Here is a 21367-nt window from a genome sequence, read left to right as displayed (position 1 = left end):
CAGTCAGGAGGCCGTGCGCAAGGTCTCGGAAGCATCGCGCTGCCAACATCTCCTCAGTTCCGCGGCGATGTCGACGGGCTTTCGATCGGAATCGGTCCTGCGCCAGCTGGCCTTGCCGGCTTTTCGCTGCAATTGACGCGAGAGGATATCCACCGTTGCATCCGAGGGACCGCCCTTGCGTTCGCTGACCCGTTGCCAAAGGACGAGTGGATCCGCCTCCAGCCAGAAACCGAAGAATGGAATACCCCGGTCTCGCGCCGCCTTCTCGATCCGCTCACGATCGGCCGGTCTGTCGAAGACCGCATCAGCTACAACCGAGCCGCCCTCGGAGAGAATCAGGCCGGCGCGCCATGCCATTTCGTTGTAGACGCGGTCGGACACATCCGGTCGGTAGGCCTTGTCCGGCAGCCTGGTCTCGGCGGGGACGCCGTGCATCGCTTTGCGGATGCGGTCGCTTTCGACTATGCGCGCTCCGGGCGGCGCACCGACGAGGGCGGCGAGCGCCTCGGCAATAGTCGTCTTGCCTGAACCACTGAGGCCGCCGATGGCAACGAGCCTCGGCGGCGTTTGCTGCAGAAATGTTCGGGCCAGTTCGAAATAGGATCGGGCCTCGGCAGTCAATTTGCCGGAATCGGCGCTGCCTTCCTCGACCTGGGTGGCTGTGACATGCGCGCGCACCGCTGCGCGCACCGCCATGAAGAAAGGCAGCAGGACAAAGCCATCCTCGTCATCGGCCTCGTCGAGGTAGCGGTTCATCACGAGATTGGCGAGCTCTGGGAAACCGCGATGCCAAAGGTCCATCAGCAAGAAGGCAAGGTCGTACAAGACATCGATGCTGGCGATCTGGTCATTGAATTCGATGCAATCGAAGAGGCGAGGCTCGCCATCGAAAAGGCAGATGTTGCGCAGGTGCAGATCGCCATGACACTGGCGGATTTTGCCCGCAGCCTCCCGGCGATCCAGCAATCCGGAATGGCGCGCGAGTGCGGTGCGGAAAGCCGCGGCAAACGTCTCGATCTCCCGCTTTGTAAAAACATGGCTGGTGCCAAAGCCGGCCTCGTTGATGTCGAGCACGCCCATCAAATTGAACGAGCCGGTGCCGTTGTGGATCTTCGGCGCGGCACGATGATATCCCACGACCATGCGTGCGACGGCCGTCATCAACGCTGGCGTCAGTTCTCCTGCGGTCGCCATCCGATCAAGGAGCCTCGACTGATCAAACCGGACCATCTCGATCACCGCATCGACCATTTGGCCGGCACCATCGAAAACGAGTTTGCCGTCGACTTCGCGGGTAATGCGCCGCACGCCCAGATAAAGGCCGGGTGCGGTCTTGGCGTTGAGTTCCACCTCTTTCTCGCAAGCGGCCAGCCTTAGTGCTGGCGTCGAGAAATCGACATAGGGCAGCTTGACCGCCCGTTTGATCTTAAAGGCACGTCCACCAATCAAGAAAATTCGCGATATATGGGTCTCGATCGCTTCGACCGGTCCCGTCATGCCATAGGAGGCGGGATCAAGCAGGAACGCGATAGCGGATTGCTGCTCGTCAACGACCATGTCCGGCCTCTTCCATGCAGGCATCGTGCTGAGACTGTTTGGGCCTTGTGCTTTCATTGCTGCAACGTCTCGACATAACCGGCCAGATCATGGATCCGTTCCCTGGTGACGATTTCCCCGGCATTCGGGCCATATTTCTTCACGTCACCGGGAAGGAATTGCCGGCCCCAGACCGGCATGTCGCGATCGCCATGCGCCGGCACCATGCCGCGACCGTCGATGACGGCAAAAACGCGCCAATAAGGGAATTCGCCGCCATTGCGCCTGGAGAGGCGCGTCAGGTCGCTCGGCCGCTTCAACAACTCGTCGCCCAACGGGCCGTCGCCCTTGCCGTCTGGGCCATGGCAGACGGCGCATGAGTTCATGTATTCCGCCTTGCCGTTGCCGAGTTCCTGGGCGCCAGCCGCGTTGAGGGCCAATCCCGCCAGAATCGCCGCGATCAGGAATTTCATCTGCGTTTCCCCGATTGATCGACCGAAACTACAGCGTTGGCTTCCCCGCACGTTGATACGGATCAAATGCCGCCACTCCGGTGTTTGACTCAGCGCAATGATATCACCGGGCGCCGCCGCTAATGACTGACATCACGACTGAACCTTCACTCGAAATCAGGAGTCGCCGGCGTGACTTTCAGGACACTGCTTACAGTTACCGGGCCGAACCAGGGCAGGGGCGATCTGAAGCTCGCCGCTGACCTGTGCGAACAGATCGATGCGCACCTTTCCGTGCTCGTCCTCGAGATTGCCGCACCGCCCTCGGGTGGTGAGTATGCTGCTGTCGTCTCGCCAGCCTGGCTGGAGGAGCGGCAGGCCGAGCTGAAGAGGCTTGAGAAACGAATTTCGGATGTCGCCGCCTTTCTTTCCCGAAGTGCGGTATCGGCTGATCTGAGTGACGACTATCCCGACATTGGATGGGCCGACGACGTGATCGGGAGGCGTGCTCGCTACGCCGATCTGACCATTCTGGGGCCGGATCTGCTGGCCGGCCACACTTTGAAGGATAAGGTCATCGAGGGCGTCTTGTTCTCATCGGGAAAGCCCATGCTCGTGGTTCCCGAGGGCTCGCGGCCAACGCTGACACCGAAACGCATCCTGGTCGCATGGGACGCTCGCCTTGAGTCATCGCGCGCTGTTCGCGAGTCGCTGGATCTGCTGAAAGGCGCCGATGACGTGCGCCTCGTGATGGTCGATCCGTTGGAGGGCGAATTCCATCACGGGGCCGAACCGGGGGCCGATGCCGCGACCTATCTTGCCCGGCACGGCGTGAAGGTTACGGTTGACCGGCTGCCGAGCTCGAACCATTCGGTTGCCGAAGTGCTTCGCCAGCATGCCGGCGACGTTGCGGCCGAGTTGATGGTCATGGGTGCCTACGGTCATTCCCGGTTGCGCGAGCGCGTTTTCGGCGGCGTCACCAAGTCGATGCTTGAGGGGCAATCGCTGCCGGTCTTGATGGCGCGGTAGCGGTTCGCACGAGGAAAAAGCGGGCCGGTGCGGTTTGCGCCGGCCCGCTCCCATTCTTGAAGGGTCGCGTATTTACTCGCTCGCCTCTCGCCCGGAGACCTGCTCGATCAGAATCCGGAAGAAAACATGCGGTGCATTGTCGGCAGCGGGAGGCGCGACCGGCTTGAGTGAGCCGGGTTCCCACCAGTCGGTGTGCTTGCTCAACACAGACCAGGCATGATCCCGCTGAAGCTTGTACCCGATACGATCCGGCAGCTCTTCATATCGGCCATCGACAATGACGCTTCTCCATCCTCGGCCCTGCCCGTGTTCGTCGACCTGGACCGACACCAGCGGATTGGCCCGCATCCATTCGATTTTTTTGCCTGGCATGGAAAAAGCATAAAGATGAGCATCCGAATGGGCATAGTAGAGGGGCACGACGTAGGGCTGCCCGTCCTTCGCGCATGCCAGGCGGCCAACACGATTGGCCGTCAGGATTTTCGTGCATTCCAAGGCAGAAAGCGTGCGGACCAGCATCAATGTGATCTCCTGTTCTTCTCTGCCGCCGACCCGTCGCCCACCATATGGCGCTTGCGGGTCTTGTACAGCCGGCCAGCCTCATCCAGCGCGGCTGTCACTTCACTGTCGGAAAGCTGCGGGAACCGCAGGTAGTGATAACCCAATGCACGGAACCGCCCTGGCTGGCTAAGACATACCACGCGATCGGCCTCCGTCGCCAAATCGGCCAATGTATCCGGAGGAGACACCGGAACCGCCACGATGATCTCCCTGGGCGCCCGGTGCCTGAGCGCGCGTATGGCGACTTTCATGGTCGTTCCGGTTGCTGCCCCGTCGTCGACGAGGATCACCGTTTTACCTCCTACTGACAACGACCTGCGATTACCCTTGTAGGCGAGGCGCCGACGTTCGAGTTCCGGGCGTTCGAGAGCGACCAGCGAGGCAAGTTCGGCATCGTCGAGCGCATAAGCCTCGACGATCTCCCGGTTGAGCACGACGTCGGGTGGATTGCCATCCACGACAGCGGCTACCGCCAGTTCCGCGTTGCCCGGGGCACCGACTTTGCGGACGACGAGTACGTCGAGAGGCGCGCCCAGGGCTTTGGCGACTTCGGCGGCGACAGGAACCCCACCGCGAGGCAGCGCGAGAACGACCGGCTGGCAAAGATCGAGCCCGGCCAATTCGATGCCGAGTCTCTCTCCTGCCTGCTTACGGTCGCGAAACATTGTTCAATCCGCCGGCCAGAGTTCGCGAAGGGACTTCTTCATCGAGTTTCTCACCTGAGTGATCTCACCATGCGATATATGGCGATCGAGCAGCTTGAACACCGCCCTGATGGCGACGTCGAAATCGACGTCGTCATCGTAGCCGAAGCTGTTTCTGACGGTGAGGACAAAATCACGCTTCTTGCGCTCATGCCCAGGCGCCGATGGGGCCCAGCCCTCGAAGTATATGCCGCGAATCAAAACGGGCAGTTGCGCCGAGAAATCGGCCGTTTCCGCCGGCGGCAACCAATCTCGCATCGCGTGCAGAACGGACCTTAGAAGCCGGCACGCACTTGGCTCGCTCCAGCGGAGATCAGCGGCGAGCTCTTTTACCCACTGCTGTGCCTGCTGCGCAGCGTGGGTGAAGCCGGAAAAAGAGGTGTGGGACATGTGGCTCATGGTTCTACTCCCTAAAATTCAGAGGAAGCCGAAATGGATGAAGACGACTGAGCACATGGCCGCTTCAGCCTCCGGCCTTCGCCATGATCAGCGGAACGATCCGATCGCTCTTCGCAACAATGGGCCGTCCTGCCGAGCCGTAGGGAATGCCGAGCGCATCCCAGGTCTCGACCAGCGCGTCCTGCAGCTCGGCGATCAGCGCATCGGAATGGAACGGTGTCGGCGTGATGCGCAGACGTTCGGTGCCGCGCGGCACGGTCGGGTAGTTGATCGGCTGGATGTAGATGCCGTGCACGCCGAGCAGGCGGTCGCTGGCCATCTTGCAGAGTTCGGGATCGCCGACCAGCACCGGCACGATATGGGTTGGCGAGTCCATCACCGGCAGGCCGGCGGCCGACAGGATCTGCTTGGTCCGCGCGGCCTGCCGCTGCTGGGCGTCGCGCTCGGCCTGCGAGTGCTTGAGATGGCGGATCGAGATGGTGGCCGCGGCCGCGATCGCCGGCGGCAGCGCCGTGGTGAAGATGAAGCCCGGCGCATAGGAGCGCACCGCGTCGATGACCGCGCTGGTGCCGGTGATGTAGCCGCCCAGCGTGCCGAATGCCTTGGCCAGCGTGCCTTCGATGATGTCGATGCGGTCGGCCAGGCCCTCGCGCTCGGTGATGCCGCCGCCGCGCGGTCCGTACATGCCGACCGCATGCACCTCGTCGATATAGGTCATGGCGTTGTAGCGCTCGGCGAGCTCGACGATCTCCCGGATCGGCGCGATGTCGCCGTCCATCGAATAGACGCTTTCGAAGACGATCAGCTTGGCGCGTTCGCGCCCCGCCGCCTGCAGCAGGCTTTCCAGATGCGCGACGTCATTGTGCCGGAAGATCTTCTTCTCGGCGCCGGAGCGCCTAACACCTTCGATCATCGAGGCGTGGTTCAGCTCGTCCGAGATGATCAGGCAGTTGGGCAACAGCCGGGCGATGGTCGAGATCGAGGCTTCGTTGGAGACGAAGCCGGAGGTGAAGACCAGGGCCGCGTCCTTGCCGTGCAGGTCGGCAAGCTCATGCTCGAGCTCGACCAGCGGGTTGGAGGTGCCGGAAATGTTGCGGGTGCCGCCGGCGCCCGAGCCCATCTTGCCGGCCGCGTCCTGGAACGCGGCGATGACGTCGGGGTGCTGGCCCATGCCGAGATAATCGTTGGAGCACCAGACGGTGATTTCCTCGGCGCGGCCATTGGAGCGCCAGATGGCACGCGGAAACTTGCCCGCGATGCGCTCGAGGTCGGCGAAGACACGATAGCGCCGCTCCGCGTGGAGCTGGTCGATCGCTTCTTCGAAGAACCGCTGGTAGTTCATGTCCGAACTCCTTTTCTGTGGAACGATCGCAGGTGTCGCCGCACCGGTTCCTCGCTCATTTGGCGGGGCTAGACGTAACCCCTTGCGGGAAGGGGCGACCTTGATTCAGGTCAACTTCAGGGGCGAAGGTGTTTTTGCTCAGTTCGATATGAATCGATGCAGCGATCCGCTGCGCAGCACAGAATGCGTCACGCCGCCAAAGGCCATTTCACGGACACGGCTGGGCCGTAACCGCCCGCAATGATCAGATCAGCCGTAAATCTCTCGACCAATCTGAAGGGCTGCCTACCCGGCAAAGGTCAAAGGGCTTGATCCTGATCAACGACCCCGAGGCGAATGGCATTAGCGTTGCGGCATCTCGCAACGGAGCAGCCGATCATGCACAGCTATCCAGGACCGCCGCGATCCGGCACGCAGCTGCTGCCAATGGCGGAAAATGGCCAGAAGGCGGTTCTTGCCGCCGTGTCACTCCAGGCGCACGCCTTCAAGGCGATGATGCGTTATCAGATCGAAACGCTTGCCTTTCTGAGGCATCGTTGCGAGCGGGATATCAAGCTGGCGGACGATCTCATCGGTGGTCCTGAATTCAATGATGCCTTCGAGGTCGTCTCCACCTTCCTGCAGAATGCGGCCTCGGACTATGTCACCGAAGCCGGCAAGGTTGCGACACTGACGTCCAAGCTTGCATCGGAATCGGCCGGGCTGGTGCGCAAGGAAGCCAGAAACGCGATTGAAGGCATAGCGGCGAGGACAGTCGCTTGAGGGGAAATGCGGAGGCTGGCAGCCATGAACACCCGTATGGACAATAGCAGCCGCAGATATTGCGCGTGGATTTCCGTGTTGGTGGCGGTTTGGCTTGGCTGCGCACCGCCAGCCTTGGCAAATAGCACGGTCGAACGCGGCAAGGCATTGGTTGAGTTCAATTGCGCCGGATGCCACGCGGTTGGCAGAACCGACAAGAGCAGCCATCCGGATGCGCCCGCCTTTCGCACCTTGTCGAAGCGCTATCCGATCGCGGATCTCGAGGAAGCTCTCGCGGAAGGCATCTCGACGGGACATCCGGACATGCCTGAGTGGGTTGCGAGCCCTGACCAGATCGAGGCGATCATCGCCTATATCAGCAGCCTGCAGCAACCGTGATCGAGACACCAGCAGAGTAGGCACAGCCGGGGTGGATCCGATCAGGAGCGGCAAGAACGACCTCATTCCGACGGCGATCGGGGCGATTCCAGAAAATGATGCAGATCAAAGCGCGGCCCATCGTTTGCGGACATCTTGATACGATGTGGAAGCCAATCCTAAACGCTCCGTTTGGTCGCGATCTCGAACTTGCCGTCCTTGACGAGGACGGCGCGCACGCGCTTGTATTTCCCTGCCAAAGGGTGGGGGAGGGTTGGAAGAACGTGACCACCGGCGCGCGTGTCGATATCCGACCGACCCATTGGCGCGATTGGATGATGGAGAAAACGCTCAACGAGGACGATGGACTTCAGCCTGGCCGATAAGTCTAGGATTTGGACTCCACGATAAGTGCCATGCGCACGAGGTGTGACAGGCTGCCTGCCGCCATCTTGCTCATGACATTGGCCCGGTGGATTTCGACGGTGCGCGGGCTGATGCCCAGATCATATGCGATCGTCTTGTTCGGCAGGCCGGACACCAGCCCATCCAGCACCTGGCGCTCGCGCTCCGACAAGGTGGACAGGCGATCGCGGATATCCGCCGACCGGGGATGCGCCGCATGCGCCTGGTTGCGGTTGGCCAATGCGGAACGGATCGCCTCGATCAGCATCTCGTCATCGAACGGCTTCTCGATGAAGTCGGCGGCTCCCTCCTTCATCGCCTGGACGGCGAGCGCCACATCGGCATGGCCTGTCATGACAATAACCGGAATCGTATGGCCGCCGGCTCTGAGCTGCCGCAGGAACTCGATACCGTCTATACCCGGCATGCGTACGTCGGTGACGATGCAGCCCTCGAGCCTGCCCGTTGCCGTTGACAGAAAAGCGGTGGCCGATTCGTACAGGCGCACCGCAAAATCCGCTGTCGCCAGAAGAAAACCGAGCGACTTGCGAACATCCACATCGTCGTCGACCACGTGCACCAGATCACTATCGGCCATTTGAGACCTCTTCCTTCTCCACGATGCGCAAGGTGAACCGGAAAGCCGTCCCGCCGGTCGGCATTGCCTCGGCCCATATGTGACCGCCATGCGATTCAACGATGGTGCGGCAAATCGAAAGCCCGACGCCCATGCCGTGCTTCTTGGTGGTCACAAAGGGCTGGAAGAGTTGCGCCGAGACCTCCGGGGCAAGGCCTGGGCCAGTATCGATCACGCTCACTTCGGCCATTCCATCATCGCGGGCGACAGTTGTGACCGTCAATTCGCGGCGCGGCGAGCCTTGCATTGCCTCTACGGCATTGCGCATCAGGTTGAGCAGAACCTGCTGGATCTGGATGCGATCGGTCAACACCAGTTCGGCGGCACGGTCGAGCTTGTAGCTGACGAGGACGTTTATCTCCCGTGCTCCGACCAGTGCCAGGGACGAAGCTTCCTCGATCAGCGTCGGCAGTCGTTCGACCTGGCGCTCGCTTTCGCCTCTTGCAACGAAATCCCTCAGATGCCTGATGACGTTTCCCGCCCTCAGGGCCTGCTCGGCGGCTTTATCCACGGCATCCCGCAGCATTGGCGCATTTTCTTCCTTGCTGTTCTCGAGAAGTCGCCGGCTGCCTTTCAAATAGTTCGTGATCGCCGTAAGCGGCTGGTTGATCTCATGGGCCAAGGTCGAAGCCATTTCGCCGAGAGCGGTAAACCGCGCCATATGGAGAAGCTCCTGCTGCTGCTCCTGGATTCTCGCTTCCGCCCGGTGGCGTTCGGTCAGGTCGCGGCAGAAGCCCGTGAAGAAGCGTCCGGTTCCCGGGTGCATCTCGCCGACGGAAAGCTCCATCGGGAAAGTCGTGCCGTCCTTGCGTGCCCCGGTAACGGTGCGGCCGAGCCCGATGATCCGACGCTCTCCTGTCGTCAAATAGCGAAGCAGATAGGCATCATGCTCGTCGCGATAGGGCGAGGGCATCAGCAGATTGACGTTTTGCCCGATGACCTCGCTTGACTGGTAGCCGAACAGCGTTTCGGCAGCGGTGCTGAAGGACTGGATCCGCCCCTGTTCGTCGATGACGACCATGGCGTCGGGCACAGTGGCCAGGATCGAACGCAAATGATCCTCACGCAACCGAAGGGCGGCGTTGGCAAAGGAGAGTTCGCTGACATCCGTGCCTTCAATGAAGATCGCGGTGATCCGCCCGTCATCGCCCTTGATCGGCTGATAGACGAAATCAAGGATGCGCTCTTCGATCGGCCCGTCTTCATGGTTGCGGAGGCCGACCTTCACACCTTGTCCCCTGTAGGGCACGCCGGTCTTGTGCACCTGATCCAGATGTTCGAAAAATTCGTGTCCCTCAAGTTCCGGAAAGGCATCGCGGATGGACTTTCCAATGACTTGCCGGTCTCCGATAAGCCTTTGGTAGGCCGCATTGGTCAGTTCGAAGACATGGTCTGGTCCTTGCAGCAGCGCCATGAAGCCCGGTGCCTGCTCGAACATCTGCGACAAGACGGATTTCAGCATCGGCCCGTCGGCCGACAAAATAAGCGCTTCGTCTTGGCTCACCTGCTGACGCCCCTGGATTCGAAAGACTTGCCGAAGGCGTAGTTATCACTTCTCGCCACACACGCAAAACGGATCGGGGCTTCCGCGTGGAATGCCAGCGTCGGGCCATTTGATGCGCATCAAGGTGCCGGGCGCCCGCGAATGCAATTCATCGCGCATTCCTGCGTTTCAGAAAAGAGGCCGGCAATGTGCTACAAGTCGATCATCGTAAACCTTGCGGTGGATGCACCTCCCGCACCGATCGTAAACGTTGGGGTCGAACTGGCGGAACGGTTTGGAGCCCGTCTCATCGGTCTGGCGGCAGCGGATGTTCCGCCCCTGGTCGCGACTGGCCAGGGCATGGTCTACGAAGGCGAGATCATGCAGATCCAACGGACGGAAATCGAAAAGCGGCTTGCAGAACTGCGAGCCGAGTTCGAAAGGCTGGTTCCGGCTTCGATCTTCAGCGAATGGGGGCAAGCTGTTTGCAGTCCGACCCGGTTCCTCTGTGTTTCCGCCAGAGCGGCCGACCTCGTCGTTACCGGCCAGGCAGGAGACAATGTGTTTCGCGCCGTGGATGTCGGCAGCCTGACACTGGGCACCGGGCGTCCGGTCCTGGTCGCCGCAACCAACGTCGAGCACGTCCTTGCAAAAACCGTTCTTGTCGCGTGGAAGGACACCAGGGAGGCGCGGCGGGCGATGGCTGATGCGTTGCCTTTCCTGGCCAAAGCCAGCGAAGTCGTGATTGCCACGATTGACACCGACCGCGACGAAAGCATTCGCGACAGCCTCGCCGATGTCGCGGTCTTTCTCGAGCACCATGGCATCAAGGCGCGAACCGAGCTGATCGCCGGTGAGGCTGATGGCGACCGGTTGCTGACATTCGCACGCTCGATCCATACGGACCTCATCGTCTCGGGCGCCTATGGCCATAGTCGCTTGCGGGAATGGGCGTTCGGCGGTGTTACCCGCACGCTGATCGAAGAGAGCGGCATCAACCGCTTCATGTCGTATTGATGATAGGCGAGGCTGACCAGCAATCCGTCTCACCAGAGGACGGTGCCTATTGGTCGATCGAGACCAATGACCTCCTGCTACGCCTTGAGACCTCAGTCTCGGGGCTTGCTTCGTCCGAGGCGGCATCGAGGCTCGCAAAATTCGGCCGAAACACACCCGCGTCGACGTCAAGCGCGTCGGCCTTGGCAGTGTTTGCCCGCCAGTTCCGCAGCCCGCTGGTCCTAATCCTCATTTTCGCGGCCTGCGTATCGGCCTTCGTCGGGGATGGCCAGGAGGCTGCGATCATCGGCGCGATCGTGCTGGCAAGCTGCGTCCTGAGCTTCACCCAAGAGTACGGTGCGTCGCGGGCGACCGAAGCACTGAAACAGCGTATTTCGCGCAAGGCTATTGTGTTGCGCGACGGCGCCGAGTGCTCGGTCGCCGCCGACGACATCGTGCCGGGCGACGTGATCCGGCTTTCGGCCGGAAACCTCATCCCTGTCGACGGTATCATTCTGGAAGCGCGCGATTTCAATGTCAGCGAGGCCGTGCTGACCGGCGAGACCTTTCCCGCCGTGAAGACACCGGGACGCTCGGCGCCGGATGCCGCGCTCACGCTGCGCACCAACGCGGTCTTTACGGGAACATCCGTCCGTAGCGGCACCGCAACCGTGCTTGCAGCAGCAACCGGCCCCCGCACGGAATTTGCGTCGATCGCCGCGGCCCTGGAGCGACAAATCCCCGAAACAGGGTTTGCCCGGGGCATCAGGCTGTTCGGCTATCTGATGACTGAGATCATGCTGGCGATTGTCATCCTGGTGTTCTTCGCCAACCTGATGCTGCATCGGCCGCTCATTGAATCGCTGCTGTTTTCGCTGGCACTGGCGGTTGGTCTTACGCCCGAACTTCTCCCGGCCATCATCAGCGTGACACTGGCTCGAGGGGCTCGCGCGATGGCAGTCAATGGCGTCATCGTGCGCCGTCTCGATGCCATCGAGAACCTGGGCAGCATGGATTTGTTGTGCACCGACAAAACGGGGACGCTGACTGAAGGCGTTATCCACCTGGATGGATGGCTCGATGTCGACGGCAATCCATCAACCGATATCCTGCTCTGGGGACGTCTCAACGCGACCCTGCAGACCGGACTGAAGAATCCACTGGACGAAGCAATCGCCGGTGCGCCAGGCGAGGGCGCATCATTGGCGGCCTTCACGAAAGTCGACGAAATCCCCTACGATTTCATTCGCAAGCGACTATCGGTCGTGGTGCGGAACAAGGACGCCCAGGATCTTCTGATTACCAAAGGTGCCGTACAAAATGTCCTCGAAACCTGCAGCTTCGTCCGAACAGCCAAGGGGCTGGAACCTCTCAATGAAATGGACCGGGCGGCAATCGAGGAAAAATTCCGACGCTGGAGCGCGGGCGGCTACCGCGTTCTGGGCTTGGCAATCCGTCGGTTTGAGCGCCAGAAAACGTTCAGCAGGAAAGACGAGATCGATCTCGCCTTCGCGGGCTTCCTGCTTTTCCTCGACCCGCCAAAGAGAGGCGTCAAGGAGACGCTTGCCGAACTCGCCCAGCGCGGCATCGCGGTAAAGGTCATTTCTGGCGACAACCGTTACGTTGCCGCGCATCTCGCCCAGGCGATCGGCTTGCGGGCCGACAGGATCATGACCGGCGAGGAGCTTTCGAAATTGACGAAGAGCGCGCTCTTCGCAGGCGTGCAGCACACCGACGTCTTCGTCGAGATCGACCCCAACCAGAAGGAGCGCATCGTTCAGGCTTTGCGGAGCAGGGGCCGTGTCGTTGGTTACCTGGGCGACGGCATCAATGATGCGCCCGCCCTTCATGAGGCAGACATAGGCATCTCGGTCGACAGCGCCGTCGATGTCGCGCGCGAGGCGGCCGATATCATCCTTCTCAAGCAGGATCTCGGCGTGCTGGTGCGCGGCGTCGACGATGGCCGCAAGACCTTCGCGAACACGATGAAGTACATTTCCATCACCACCAGCGCCAATTTCGGCAACATGATCAGCATGGCTGTCGCCTCGCTGTTCCTGCCTTTCCTGCCGCTTCTGGCCAAGCAGATCCTGCTCAACAATTTCCTTTCCGACGTTCCTTCACTCGCCATTGCAAGTGACAACGTCGATCCCGACCAACTGCACAGACCTCGCCACTGGGATATCCGTTTTGTGCGGCGGTTCATGATCAGCTTTGGCTTGGTCAGTTCGCTGTTCGACTTCGCGACCTTCGCATTCCTTCTGTTCTTCGCGCATGCCACGGAGGCCGCATTCCAGACCGCCTGGTTTGTCGAGTCGTTGCTGACGGAGCTTGCCATCGTGCTCATTGTGCGCACGCACAGGGCTTTCTGGGCGAGCCGTCCAAGCCCGTTGCTTGCCTGGCTTACATTGGCTGTCGGGATTATCGCGATCATGATCCCCTATCTGCCGTTTGCGGCCTGGTTCGGCTTCGTGCCCTTGCCTCTGCCCGTACTTGCCGGACTTGTCGCAATTACCGCGCTCTATCTACTCGCCTCGGAGGCGACCAAGCGCTGGTTTTTCGGACAAGAGAGCCGGGCCCGCAAGAAGTTGCTTGCCGGTCAGCGGTCCTTTCTCGATCGCCTTGTGGCCAAGGTTTAACGCCATGCTCCCTGTTGGGGGCTCAGGGATCGGCAACGATGCCGCCTGTTGATCGAGATCAACGCCGCCTGCCGCCAACATGCCAATGATGGCCACTAGGCAGGAGTGATCACCATGACCTTTCTGGATTACCTGATTTCAATTGATGCCAGAACCACCTTGATGGACCGCATGATGCGGAAGCTGGGCGTCGACAGACAATTGAAGGTCGTGGCAGACCATACCGCCGTCACCAACCGGGCGGTGGACCGCTGCCAATCCTGCGGGCACCAGGACGAATGCTCGGTTTGGCTCGACGAACATCAGCAAGCCGATAACCCGCCAGACTATTGCCGCAACAGCGACCTGATCGCTCGGTTGCGGCATGCGGCCGGTCAACGGTAATCATTCGAATACTCAGCCTGGACGATGTCGTGCTGTCCGTGTTTTTAACGAGAGTCAACGCAAGCCACGTGTTGCAGTTGATAGGTTTACGTTCCACCGGGTGTGGCTTTTGCTGGGGCGGCGCTTCTGCGGAGGCAAAACACTGGCAGAAAAAGTTGCGGGCGCGGCGCTTATTGCCTTTGCCCTGTTGCTCCTTCGACCATTGATACCCATGGTCGCGCCCTAGGCGCGACGAAGCCTTGGGCGAGGACTGGCAACACAGAGGGCAATGGTGCCTTGCTGCGGATCAATGTCAGCTCCGCTACGAAACAAGGACGACCGACACGGGATCGGCGCAGAAGAGATTGTCCTTGACTGCATTGACGCCGGCGACGTTTTCGGCGGCGACTATTGCTGCCTGGCGCTCGCGTTCGTCGAAGATGGCGCCGCTCAGTGTCACCACGCCCTTGTCCACCATCACGTTGATCAAATCGTTGCCAGCCCATTTCTGCCTCGCAAGCTCGGTAGCGATGTTCTGCCGAATCTGTTCGTCATCGATGACCGTAGCGCCTCCATCCGGAAGGACGCCGAGCAATGCCCGCAGAAGATCAGAGCGGGTGATGATGCCAACGACTTTCCCAGCTTCTACGACGGGAATGCGTTTGACATGGTGACGCGTCATGAGCTCGACGACTTTCGCGAGTGATGCCGCAGGGGATGCCGTCACGACATCCTGCGACATCACCTCTTCAACCCGTCGACCATTGGCGCGGACATATTCGTCGGCGGCCTTTCCTGGGCTGACGAGAAATTCCAGCCAGCGCGAGCGCTTGCGCTCCGTACCCAGTTCCCCGCGTCGCAGGAAATCGCCCTCGCTGACGATCCCCACCATCCTGCCGTCGTTGCGAATGACGGGGAGGCCGCTGAGCTTTTTGGAGAGCATCAACCCGGCGGCCTCGGCGATCGATGCGGACGGATCTATGCCGACGACTGGCTTGCTCATTATGGCTTCGGCTTGCATGTTCGCTCTCCGGAGTTTCTCCAACGTCCGGCTTCTTTAGCTTTCATATGCACGAAGCGCCTTGATCTGAATCATTTGTCGGTGGAGGCAAATGGTCCAAGGCTGGAGCCGTGAATGACAGGGCGCGAACCGGTCGACCAGCTATCGCGGTCTTGGCGACGTTCACGCCAAGTTCGTAGACAAGCAGTCCACCGTGGTAGGCCGTCGCAGTGACCAGAAATGCACCGCAAATTTCGATCAGAGGAATGGCGATCGTTACAACCCGCGTGTCACGGTTCCGCGTCCAAAGCCAAGGCGCACAACCAGGCCGCCCTTGTGGCATTGCTGCGATCAAAGCCGGCCGGCACGTGGTTCACATCCCAAAGCGTGCTACTTGGTCTTTGGAGATTGTGGACTCGATCTTCGACACGAAGTCCTCCACCAGAAGCGAATTGGCATAGGCCGTGACATGATCGCCGTCGAAGAACAACGGGTGTCCGTTCCTGAATGCCGAACATGTAACTTGTGGGCACAGCGTAGGCAAAGGGTCCCAGACGTGAACATTCGGCACAGCCGCTGATATCTCAGCGTAGCCCTTCAAAATTGGTGATCGAAGATTTACTATCAGCTTTCGATCGATGTCGAATCCGTTGGTACAGGACGGGTTCATTGAATTGAACCAATCACTGCATCGAAATGCCGGGGCCCTGAAGATTGGCTTTGGGCCTTCGAAAACAATCGACAGTCCCGCCTTGGAGAGGGGGGTAAGTTGATCGATAGCGTTCTTGACGGCTTGTTCCCTCTGCTGCTCGCTGCTCTGCGGGCTGCTGTCGGGGCCAGAAGCCCATTGAAGGCTAAGTCGAGTCAGCCGGAGCGAGGGCAGGAACAGCAGGTCGCGAGGCTTGGCAAGCTTGGCTATGTAGGCCGCACCGGCAGCCGTGGCATGAGCGCACGTCGGCTCAGTGTCGTGGCGAAGATCCAAGCTGACAAACGGGCAACCGGCGGTCGACACCACCACTGTTCGGATACCGGTTTCGAGCGTGAAGCGCTTCAGGAGAGGAATGTAGGCTCCCGCGTGAGAGTCGCCCAGCACGAACATGGTCTCGCTACGCCCTTCGGCCGGGCACCCACCTTTGGTGAAGAACAGCGCTTCTTCCACAGTTTCCGTGACGACGGCGCAACCAGGAGACTGGGGAGAGGTGTCTGGTGAGGTCGCATACCATTCGCCTCGATTCCTCATGACCGTGCTCAAGGCGATTTCATATCGATTGTCGCGCATCAGTTTGAAGCTAAAAAATGCAGCAGCGATGACAGCCAGAAAGAGGGCGACAACGGCTATGTCGGGGGCGGTTCTCAGAAGCCGCATTCGACGCGTCGGTGTTTCGATCCAGAAATACGAGCCGAGGCTGAACGCCACGGCGACCAGCAACGCCGCCAATTTTGTGGCGGTGGTTTCGGTGCCCATCGTCCATCTTGCGATCACGAAGACTGGCCAATGCCACAGGTAGAGAGAATAAGAGATCCATCCGACGAACCTGACGGGCTTTATTTCCAACACCGCAAAGTGTGGCGCACGGTCGCTTCCCAGGTAGTAGAGGCATCCGATCAAGACTGTTGTGCAGGCAACCGCAGCGATGTTCTCAAGCCCTTCGGAGCCCTGGCCAAAGTCGAGCGCGAACGTTGCCACGAGTCCTATCAGCGCGGTCGTGGCTGCAAGATTGCAATGCCTTTCGAAGCCCGTCCGTTCCCCTATCCGGCTGACAAGCTGAAAGCACAATATGCCGCATGCCAACTGCCAAAAGCGAGCATGGGGCATATAGAAGGCCTGAAGCGGTTTCGCATCCAGTAGATGAAGCCATATCGCCACCGACGCGACGGCGAGCGCACCGTATACAAGCGCCGAGAATCTCTTCCCGCGCGGTCCCATGACCCAAGGAAAGAACAGCAGCGGGAAGACGACGTAGAATTGTTCCTCAACCCCAAGAGACCACGTGTGGGTGAATGGGTTAAACTCGGTCACGGGTGAAAAATAGTCGGTTCCCTTGGCCAGGAAGATGTTGCTCAGGCCGACGAAGGCCGAAGAAGCGGTTTTGCTGATTGATGTGCTCAGCCATGCGTCCGGAACAAACAGAAAGGTGGCGAGTGCACTGACCAATAAGCACAGCAACAGGGCCGGCATGATTCTTGTGAATCGGCGCGCATAGAATTCCAAGACAAAATGAAAAGCGGACTGGCCGCGGTAGCGCCTCGACACGGTATAGCTGACGACGAAACCAGAAATTACGAAGAAAACATCAACCCCTAAAAAACCATTGGGGAAGCGGTCGCCATACAGATGGTAGAACACTACTGACAGGATCGCGATGGCCCGGAGCCCGTCAAGGAAAGCCAGATAGTCCTTCGACGAGCGTTCCGACGTCGAACCAAAATTATCGGCCATTGGACGAAACACACGTTCTTGTAGGTAAGAAATCCGATCGGATAACGTTCCGGTTAAGGCCAGCCAGACGCCAGTTGAAGCGCGGCAGCCTGAACCTGCGGGCAATTACAGGATGTGCCGATCATGGGAAAGGCCGGACACAGGATTTGTTTCGTTCGAGGGCGTTGTGGGGCCGGTCCGTGGCTTTCGGCTGCAACCGAATGTCGCGAGGGAGGACATTCGCCTCGCTCGCAGGCCTCCGCAGCGCGTTGCGACCGACCGTTCAGCCGTTCCGCGACAAATGCACGTCCAGGACGGCAGCCTTCTTGGCGATCAGGCCTTCCAGATCCGCGTCCGATCGCTTGGTGCCGGTTCGTTCGCGCAGCAACGAGATCACTGCGCTCATTGAAAGCGGAGTAATTTGGGAAAGCGGGGAGTTTTGGGAAATCGGGGCGGTCTGGGTGGCCAGAATGGCATCCACCGCGCCGGCAACATCGGGAGTCTCCCTTGGTGCTCGCATGGTCGGTTCCTTTCTGCTCAGGTCGGCCACGGTGCCATCGGTCGGTGCTCTGACGCCACGATCGAAGACGACCGCAAGGCCGTTCTTGACGGCGACGGCGGCGACCATATCGTCGAGCTTACGGTCGGAGAGGGCTGGGTCCGCGGGTTTCAGGATCTTGCGGATCACCCTGGCGGCCAGATCCGTCGACACGAAGTCATAACTCCGTTTTCTGGCCTCGACATATTGTTCGATGATCATCCTCAGGCGGCGGGCTGCAATGTCCCTGGGTTCCTGCACATCCTTGGGTTCCACCGGAGCCTCCCTGGCCTGCCGTGCGCGCAAATTCGGCGGCCAAAAGGAAATAGGGCGGCTTGATCGGACATCAAACGTCCTTCGATCATTTCGTCGCACCCGCCAATGGGCCGGAACGATCCTGCGGCTGAAGCATTTCGTTCCATGACCAGTGCATTGAGGGAAGGCCGGGCCATGAAGGTCGCTCATGTCGCGCCGCTGTACGAATCCGTTCCGCCAAGGCTCTATGGCGGCACCGAGCGCATCATCTCCTACCTGACCGAAGCCCTCGTCGACCTCGGCCACGACGTGACCCTGTTCGCCAGCGGCGACACGAAGACCTCCGCCAAACTCGTGCCATGCCGCGAGCGGGCGCTTCGTCTCGATCCGCGCCCGCTGAAGTCCGAGATCGCGGCGCATCTGTCGATGCTCGACGAGGTGAGGAAACGCGCCGACGATTTTGACGTAATTCATTTCCACCTCAGCCATTTTCTGCATTTCCCGTTTTTCCGCGACATGCCGCAGCGCACGGTGACGACGCCGCATGGCAGGCTGGATTACGCGGATCTCGCGCAGGCCTATGACCGGTTCCCACGCTTCCCGATGGTTTCCATATCGCGCAGCCAGCGGGCGCGGTTTGCGTCCGCCAACTGGCTTGCCACGATCCATCACGGCCTGCCCGTCGATCTCTACGAACCCGATTTCGAGGCAGGTTCGGATGGCGGCTATCTTGCCTTTCTCGGCAGGATGTCGCGCGACAAGCGGCCGGACCGGGCGATCGACATCGCCCGCCGCACCGGGCTGAAACTCAAGCTAGCGGCTAAGATCGGCGATGGCGACCGCGCCTATTTCGAGGAAGTCGTGCAACAGATGATCGATGGCGACCGGGTCGAATATGTGGGCGAAATCGGCGAGGACCAGAAGAGCAGGTTTCTTGGCAATGCTGCCGCCCTGCTGTTTCCGATCGATTGGCCCGAACCCTTCGGTCTTGCCGTGATCGAAGCCATGGCCTGTGGAACTCCGGTCATGGCCTGGAGTTGCGGCGCCATGCCCGAAATCGTCGACTATGGGGTTACCGGCTTCGTCGTCGAGACCATCGAGGATGCGGTCGCCACGATGCCGGCTCTCCTGCAGCTCGACAGGCGGCGCATAAGGGCGGTGTTCGAAAGGCGGTTTTCAGCCGACAGAATGGCCAGGGACTACGTCGAGGCTTATTCCCGGCTGCGCAACGGCCATGAGCAAAGCAGAGCTTCGTAGGCCTTCACCCGTCCGAAAAACCCAGCACGGGACAATCCTGTTGACCATCACCCAACTCGACGAGCGCAAGCTTGATCCTGCCATAGCTCTGGCTTCCCTGGACGAAACCGCGCCGAGGGAGCCGCATCGGCTGTTCGCCCTCAAGCATGGCGATTGCTTTGCCGTAGCCGATGCCTATGGCGACATACGCGGTGTCGGCGATGGGTTCTTCCGCGACGACACGCGCGTGCTCTCCGAATTTCGCCTCACCGTCGGCGGGCGGTCGACGTCGTTGCTGGGCGCGTCGCTCAGCCAGGACAACGTGCTCTTCACCACCAACCTCACCAATCTGCCGATCGAGAGCGCCGCTGGGCGCCAGATTCCCCAAGGCGCTATGCATATCGAGCGCGTGCGGCTGTTGTGGGAGGAAAGGCTGTATGAGCGCATAACACTGTCCAACTACAGCCGCGAGCATTCGACGATCCTGCTATCGCTGCGTTTTGCCGCCGATTTCCGCGACATGTTCGAGGTCCGCGGTTCGACCCGCTCGAAGCGTGGAACCGCCCATACGGCCGAGATCACAGGGAATGCGGTCGTGCTTCGCTACGAAGGCCTGGACAAGGTCGTGCGGACATCGGCGATTTCCTTCTCACAGACGCCCGATCAACTGACTTCCGAGCGCGCCGATTTCGTCATCGCCGTCACCAAGCGCAGCAGCCAGACGCTTTATGTGGAAGTGGGCAACGCGACGGACGATCGCCCCGAAAGCCGCCGGTTTCGCGCGGCTGCCGCCCGCGCTCGCTTCGGCATGCGCGCCAAGCGCCGGCATGGCGCGACGCTGCACAGTTCCGGCCGCGTCTTCAACGACTGGATGGAGCGGGCGCGCGCCGATGTCGCGCTGCTCACCACGGAACTGGCGACCGGGCCCTATCCCTATGCCGGCATTCCCTGGTTCTCCACAGCCTTCGGCCGGGATGGTGTGATCTCCGCCTTGCAGATGCTTTGGCTCAATCCCGGCCTGGCGCGCGGCGTCCTGGCGTTTCTCGCTCAGCACCAGGCGACCGAAACCTCTCCGTTCAGCGATTCCGAACCTGGCAAGATCATGCACGAGACCCGCAAGGGCGAGATGGTGGCGCTGAGCGAGTTGCCGTTCGGCCGCTATTATGGCGGCGTCGACACGACGCCGCTCTATATCCATCTTGCCTGCGCCTATGCTGACCGCACGGGCGACACGGCCTTCCTTGATACGCTGTGGCCCTCACTGTGCGCCGCGGCCGAATGGATCGAAACGGCGAGCCGTTCGACTGGATTCCTCACCTACCAGCGCGCCGCGGAATCCGGCCTTGCCAACCAGGGATGGAAGGACAGTTTCGATTCCGTCTTCCACGCCGATGGCCGCATCCCGAAGGGGCCGATCGCGCTGGTCGAGGTGCAGGGCTACGTCTTTGCAGCGTTCCAGGGGTTGGCGAAGCTGGCACGGCTGCGTGGCGAGGCGGAACGCGCCGAGAGCTGGGAAATACGCGCCGACGCCATTCGCCAAGCAGTCGAGCGCCATTTCTGGATGGAAGACCTCGGCTACTATGCGCTCGCGCTGGACGGCGATGGTCAACCTTGCAAGGTGCGCACGTCCAATGCCGGTCACCTGCTCTATGTCGGCCTTCCCGACCCGGATCGCGCGCGCATGGTCGCCGACCAGCTGCTGTCGGCCTCGTTTCATTCCGGCTGGGGGCTGCGGACGCTGGCGGACGATGCGATCTTCTTCAATCCGATGTCCTATCACAACGGCTCCATCTGGCCGCACGATACAGCGATCTGCGCTGCCGGACTGGCACGGTACGGCAGCCGCGACAGCGTCGTGCGGCTGATGAGCGGCACCTTCGAATCCGCCGTCCATTTCAACATGCGGTTACCGGAACTGTTTTGCGGTTTCACGCGCGCGGCCGGCGAAGCGCCGATCGCCTATCCGGTGGCTTGCCTGCCGCAAGCCTGGTCCGCCGGCTCGGCCTTCATGCTCATGCAATCGTGCCTCGGCCTGCAGATCGACGGCTGGACAGGCGAGATCCATGTGACCCGGCCGCGCCTGCCGATCGGCATCGACAACCTCGTCATCCGCCATCTTTCGGTGGGGCAGGCGGCAGTGGATCTGACGTTCCAGCGCGTGGGAGATCGCGTCGGCGCCTTCCTTGCCGAACCGCATGAGGGGCTGGTGCCACTCGTGGTCAGGAGCTGAAAAATCGGAACCATCCTGCACCGT

The 21367-nt window shown here is 60.8% G+C and carries 20 protein-coding genes; 9 read left to right on the top strand and 11 right to left on the bottom strand.

All coding sequences use genetic code 11. The annotated features are described in order from the left end of the window. Positions 1–3: 3 nt before the first annotated feature. The gene (locus FJV80_RS15205; protein ID WP_246688977.1) at positions 4–1581 is read right to left on the bottom strand and encodes an AAA family ATPase; all 1578 of its coding nucleotides are present in this window, start codon (positions 1579–1581) and stop codon (positions 4–6) included. Between the two features lie 29 nt (positions 1582–1610). Then, complete coding sequence (locus FJV80_RS15200) at positions 1611–2009, bottom strand: cytochrome c (RefSeq protein WP_095789733.1); 399 nt, start codon at positions 2007–2009, stop codon at positions 1611–1613. A gap of 171 nt (positions 2010–2180) precedes the next feature. Between FJV80_RS15200 and FJV80_RS15195 the strand changes: the two genes are divergently transcribed. Next, positions 2181–3017 (top strand): universal stress protein, encoded by an 837-nt coding sequence (locus tag FJV80_RS15195; protein WP_142876807.1) that lies wholly within the window; start codon positions 2181–2183, stop codon positions 3015–3017. Between the two features lie 72 nt (positions 3018–3089). Here the strand turns inward: FJV80_RS15195 and FJV80_RS15190 are convergent, their stop codons facing one another. The 4 genes from FJV80_RS15190 to hemA all read right to left on the bottom strand — a co-directional run bounded on the left by FJV80_RS15190 (position 3090) and on the right by hemA (position 6023). Then, on the bottom strand, positions 3090–3536 hold the full coding sequence (locus FJV80_RS15190; RefSeq protein WP_095775429.1) for a pyridoxamine 5'-phosphate oxidase family protein: 447 nt from the start codon (positions 3534–3536) through the stop codon (positions 3090–3092). Continuing rightward, positions 3536–4243: a phosphoribosyltransferase gene (locus tag FJV80_RS15185; protein ID WP_095775430.1), complete on the bottom strand. Its 708-nt coding sequence runs from the start codon at positions 4241–4243 to the stop codon at positions 3536–3538. Before FJV80_RS15185 ends, FJV80_RS15190 begins: the two co-directional genes overlap by 1 nt. Before the next feature lie 3 nt (positions 4244–4246). Continuing rightward, complete coding sequence (locus FJV80_RS15180) at positions 4247–4681, bottom strand: DUF2267 domain-containing protein (protein WP_142876806.1); 435 nt, start codon at positions 4679–4681, stop codon at positions 4247–4249. Between the two features lie 64 nt (positions 4682–4745). Next, positions 4746–6023 carry a 5-aminolevulinate synthase gene (gene hemA / locus FJV80_RS15175; RefSeq protein ID WP_142876805.1) on the bottom strand — a complete coding sequence of 426 codons (1278 nt, stop codon included), beginning with the start codon at positions 6021–6023 and terminating at the stop codon, positions 4746–4748. A 378-nt stretch (positions 6024–6401) separates the two neighbouring features. On the opposite strand from hemA, the gene FJV80_RS15170 reads away from it, so the two are divergent. The 3 genes from FJV80_RS15170 (at position 6402) to FJV80_RS15160 (ending at position 7528) form a co-directional block, all read left to right on the top strand. Continuing rightward, on the top strand, positions 6402–6785 hold the full coding sequence (locus tag FJV80_RS15170) for a phasin family protein (RefSeq protein ID WP_246688976.1): 384 nt from the start codon (positions 6402–6404) through the stop codon (positions 6783–6785). A 24-nt stretch (positions 6786–6809) separates the two neighbouring features. Continuing rightward, entirely contained in the window at positions 6810–7163 is a 354-nt protein-coding gene (locus FJV80_RS15165) for a cytochrome c (RefSeq protein WP_095774297.1), read from the top strand. A 95-nt stretch (positions 7164–7258) separates the two neighbouring features. Continuing rightward, entirely contained in the window at positions 7259–7528 is a 270-nt protein-coding gene (locus FJV80_RS15160) for a hypothetical protein (protein ID WP_246688975.1), read from the top strand. Between the two features lie 2 nt (positions 7529–7530). Here FJV80_RS15160 and fixJ read toward each other — a convergent pair whose 3' ends face one another. Beyond that, positions 7531–8145, bottom strand: a complete 615-nt coding sequence (gene fixJ, locus FJV80_RS15155; RefSeq protein WP_095788842.1) for a response regulator FixJ — start codon at positions 8143–8145, stop codon at positions 7531–7533. Beyond that, positions 8135–9646: a PAS domain S-box protein gene (locus tag FJV80_RS15150; protein ID WP_246688981.1), complete on the bottom strand. Its 1512-nt coding sequence runs from the start codon at positions 9644–9646 to the stop codon at positions 8135–8137. Before FJV80_RS15150 ends, fixJ begins: the two co-directional genes overlap by 11 nt. 228 nt (positions 9647–9874) lie before the next feature. On the opposite strand from FJV80_RS15150, the gene FJV80_RS15145 reads away from it, so the two are divergent. The 3 genes from FJV80_RS15145 (at position 9875) to FJV80_RS15135 (ending at position 13686) form a co-directional block, all read left to right on the top strand. Continuing rightward, positions 9875–10684 (top strand): universal stress protein, encoded by an 810-nt coding sequence (locus tag FJV80_RS15145; protein ID WP_179296501.1) that lies wholly within the window; start codon positions 9875–9877, stop codon positions 10682–10684. Beyond that, positions 10684–13302, top strand: a complete 2619-nt coding sequence (gene mgtA / locus FJV80_RS15140) for a magnesium-translocating P-type ATPase (protein ID WP_246688974.1) — start codon at positions 10684–10686, stop codon at positions 13300–13302. Before FJV80_RS15145 ends, mgtA begins: the two co-directional genes overlap by 1 nt. 114 nt (positions 13303–13416) lie before the next feature. Next, positions 13417–13686, top strand: coding sequence for a DUF6455 family protein (locus tag FJV80_RS15135; protein ID WP_095774464.1), 270 nt, complete (start codon positions 13417–13419; stop codon positions 13684–13686). A gap of 301 nt (positions 13687–13987) precedes the next feature. Here FJV80_RS15135 and FJV80_RS15125 read toward each other — a convergent pair whose 3' ends face one another. The 3 genes from FJV80_RS15125 to FJV80_RS15110 all read right to left on the bottom strand — a co-directional run bounded on the left by FJV80_RS15125 (position 13988) and on the right by FJV80_RS15110 (position 17898). Beyond that, positions 13988–14686, bottom strand: a complete 699-nt coding sequence (locus tag FJV80_RS15125) for a CBS domain-containing protein (protein WP_142876800.1) — start codon at positions 14684–14686, stop codon at positions 13988–13990. Positions 14687–15038: 352 nt separating this feature from the next. Next, positions 15039–17105 carry an acyltransferase family protein gene (locus FJV80_RS15115; RefSeq protein ID WP_142876798.1) on the bottom strand — a complete coding sequence of 689 codons (2067 nt, stop codon included), beginning with the start codon at positions 17103–17105 and terminating at the stop codon, positions 15039–15041. Positions 17106–17367: 262 nt separating this feature from the next. After that, positions 17368–17898 (bottom strand): hypothetical protein, encoded by a 531-nt coding sequence (locus FJV80_RS15110; RefSeq protein ID WP_246688973.1) that lies wholly within the window; start codon positions 17896–17898, stop codon positions 17368–17370. Positions 17899–18072: 174 nt separating this feature from the next. Between FJV80_RS15110 and FJV80_RS15105 the strand changes: the two genes are divergently transcribed. Both FJV80_RS15105 and FJV80_RS15100 read left to right on the top strand, forming a co-directional pair. Next, positions 18073–19134, top strand: coding sequence for a glycosyltransferase family 4 protein (locus tag FJV80_RS15105; protein WP_142876797.1), 1062 nt, complete (start codon positions 18073–18075; stop codon positions 19132–19134). 46 nt (positions 19135–19180) lie between these two features. Beyond that, a complete protein-coding gene (locus FJV80_RS15100; protein ID WP_095788863.1) occupies positions 19181–21343 on the top strand; it encodes an amylo-alpha-1,6-glucosidase in 2163 nt (720 codons plus the stop codon). Positions 21344–21367 lie beyond the last annotated feature (24 nt).

The sequence above is a fragment of the Mesorhizobium sp. WSM4310 genome (assembly GCF_007003935.1).
In the GTDB taxonomy this organism is placed as follows: domain Bacteria; phylum Pseudomonadota; class Alphaproteobacteria; order Rhizobiales; family Rhizobiaceae; genus Mesorhizobium.
Note: the sequence above shows the minus strand (reverse complement) of the source record. Positions and strands in the feature narration are given on the sequence as shown.

What these genes read in the sequence shown, in the direction of transcription:
- fixJ (WP_095788842.1), bottom strand. Translation starts at nt 8,145, where the DNA reads ATGGCCGATAGTGATCTGGTGCACGTGGTCGACGACGATGTGGATGTT.
- FJV80_RS15150 (WP_246688981.1), bottom strand. Translation starts at nt 9,646, where the DNA reads ATGCTGAAATCCGTCTTGTCGCAGATGTTCGAGCAGGCACCGGGCTTC.
- FJV80_RS15160 (WP_246688975.1), top strand. Translation starts at nt 7,259, where the DNA reads ATGATGCAGATCAAAGCGCGGCCCATCGTTTGCGGACATCTTGATACG.
- FJV80_RS15135 (WP_095774464.1), top strand. Translation starts at nt 13,417, where the DNA reads ATGACCTTTCTGGATTACCTGATTTCAATTGATGCCAGAACCACCTTG.
- FJV80_RS15105 (WP_142876797.1), top strand. Translation starts at nt 18,073, where the DNA reads ATGAAGGTCGCTCATGTCGCGCCGCTGTACGAATCCGTTCCGCCAAGG.
- FJV80_RS15205 (WP_246688977.1), bottom strand. Translation starts at nt 1,581, where the DNA reads ATGCCTGCATGGAAGAGGCCGGACATGGTCGTTGACGAGCAGCAATCC.
- mgtA (WP_246688974.1), top strand. Translation starts at nt 10,684, where the DNA reads ATGATAGGCGAGGCTGACCAGCAATCCGTCTCACCAGAGGACGGTGCC.
- hemA (WP_142876805.1), bottom strand. Translation starts at nt 6,023, where the DNA reads ATGAACTACCAGCGGTTCTTCGAAGAAGCGATCGACCAGCTCCACGCG.
- FJV80_RS15190 (WP_095775429.1), bottom strand. Translation starts at nt 3,536, where the DNA reads ATGCTGGTCCGCACGCTTTCTGCCTTGGAATGCACGAAAATCCTGACG.
- FJV80_RS15115 (WP_142876798.1), bottom strand. Translation starts at nt 17,105, where the DNA reads ATGGCCGATAATTTTGGTTCGACGTCGGAACGCTCGTCGAAGGACTAT.
- FJV80_RS15170 (WP_246688976.1), top strand. Translation starts at nt 6,402, where the DNA reads ATGCACAGCTATCCAGGACCGCCGCGATCCGGCACGCAGCTGCTGCCA.
- FJV80_RS15185 (WP_095775430.1), bottom strand. Translation starts at nt 4,243, where the DNA reads ATGTTTCGCGACCGTAAGCAGGCAGGAGAGAGACTCGGCATCGAATTG.
- FJV80_RS15165 (WP_095774297.1), top strand. Translation starts at nt 6,810, where the DNA reads ATGAACACCCGTATGGACAATAGCAGCCGCAGATATTGCGCGTGGATT.
- FJV80_RS15125 (WP_142876800.1), bottom strand. Translation starts at nt 14,686, where the DNA reads ATGCAAGCCGAAGCCATAATGAGCAAGCCAGTCGTCGGCATAGATCCG.
- FJV80_RS15200 (WP_095789733.1), bottom strand. Translation starts at nt 2,009, where the DNA reads ATGAAATTCCTGATCGCGGCGATTCTGGCGGGATTGGCCCTCAACGCG.
- FJV80_RS15145 (WP_179296501.1), top strand. Translation starts at nt 9,875, where the DNA reads ATGTGCTACAAGTCGATCATCGTAAACCTTGCGGTGGATGCACCTCCC.
- FJV80_RS15180 (WP_142876806.1), bottom strand. Translation starts at nt 4,681, where the DNA reads ATGAGCCACATGTCCCACACCTCTTTTTCCGGCTTCACCCACGCTGCG.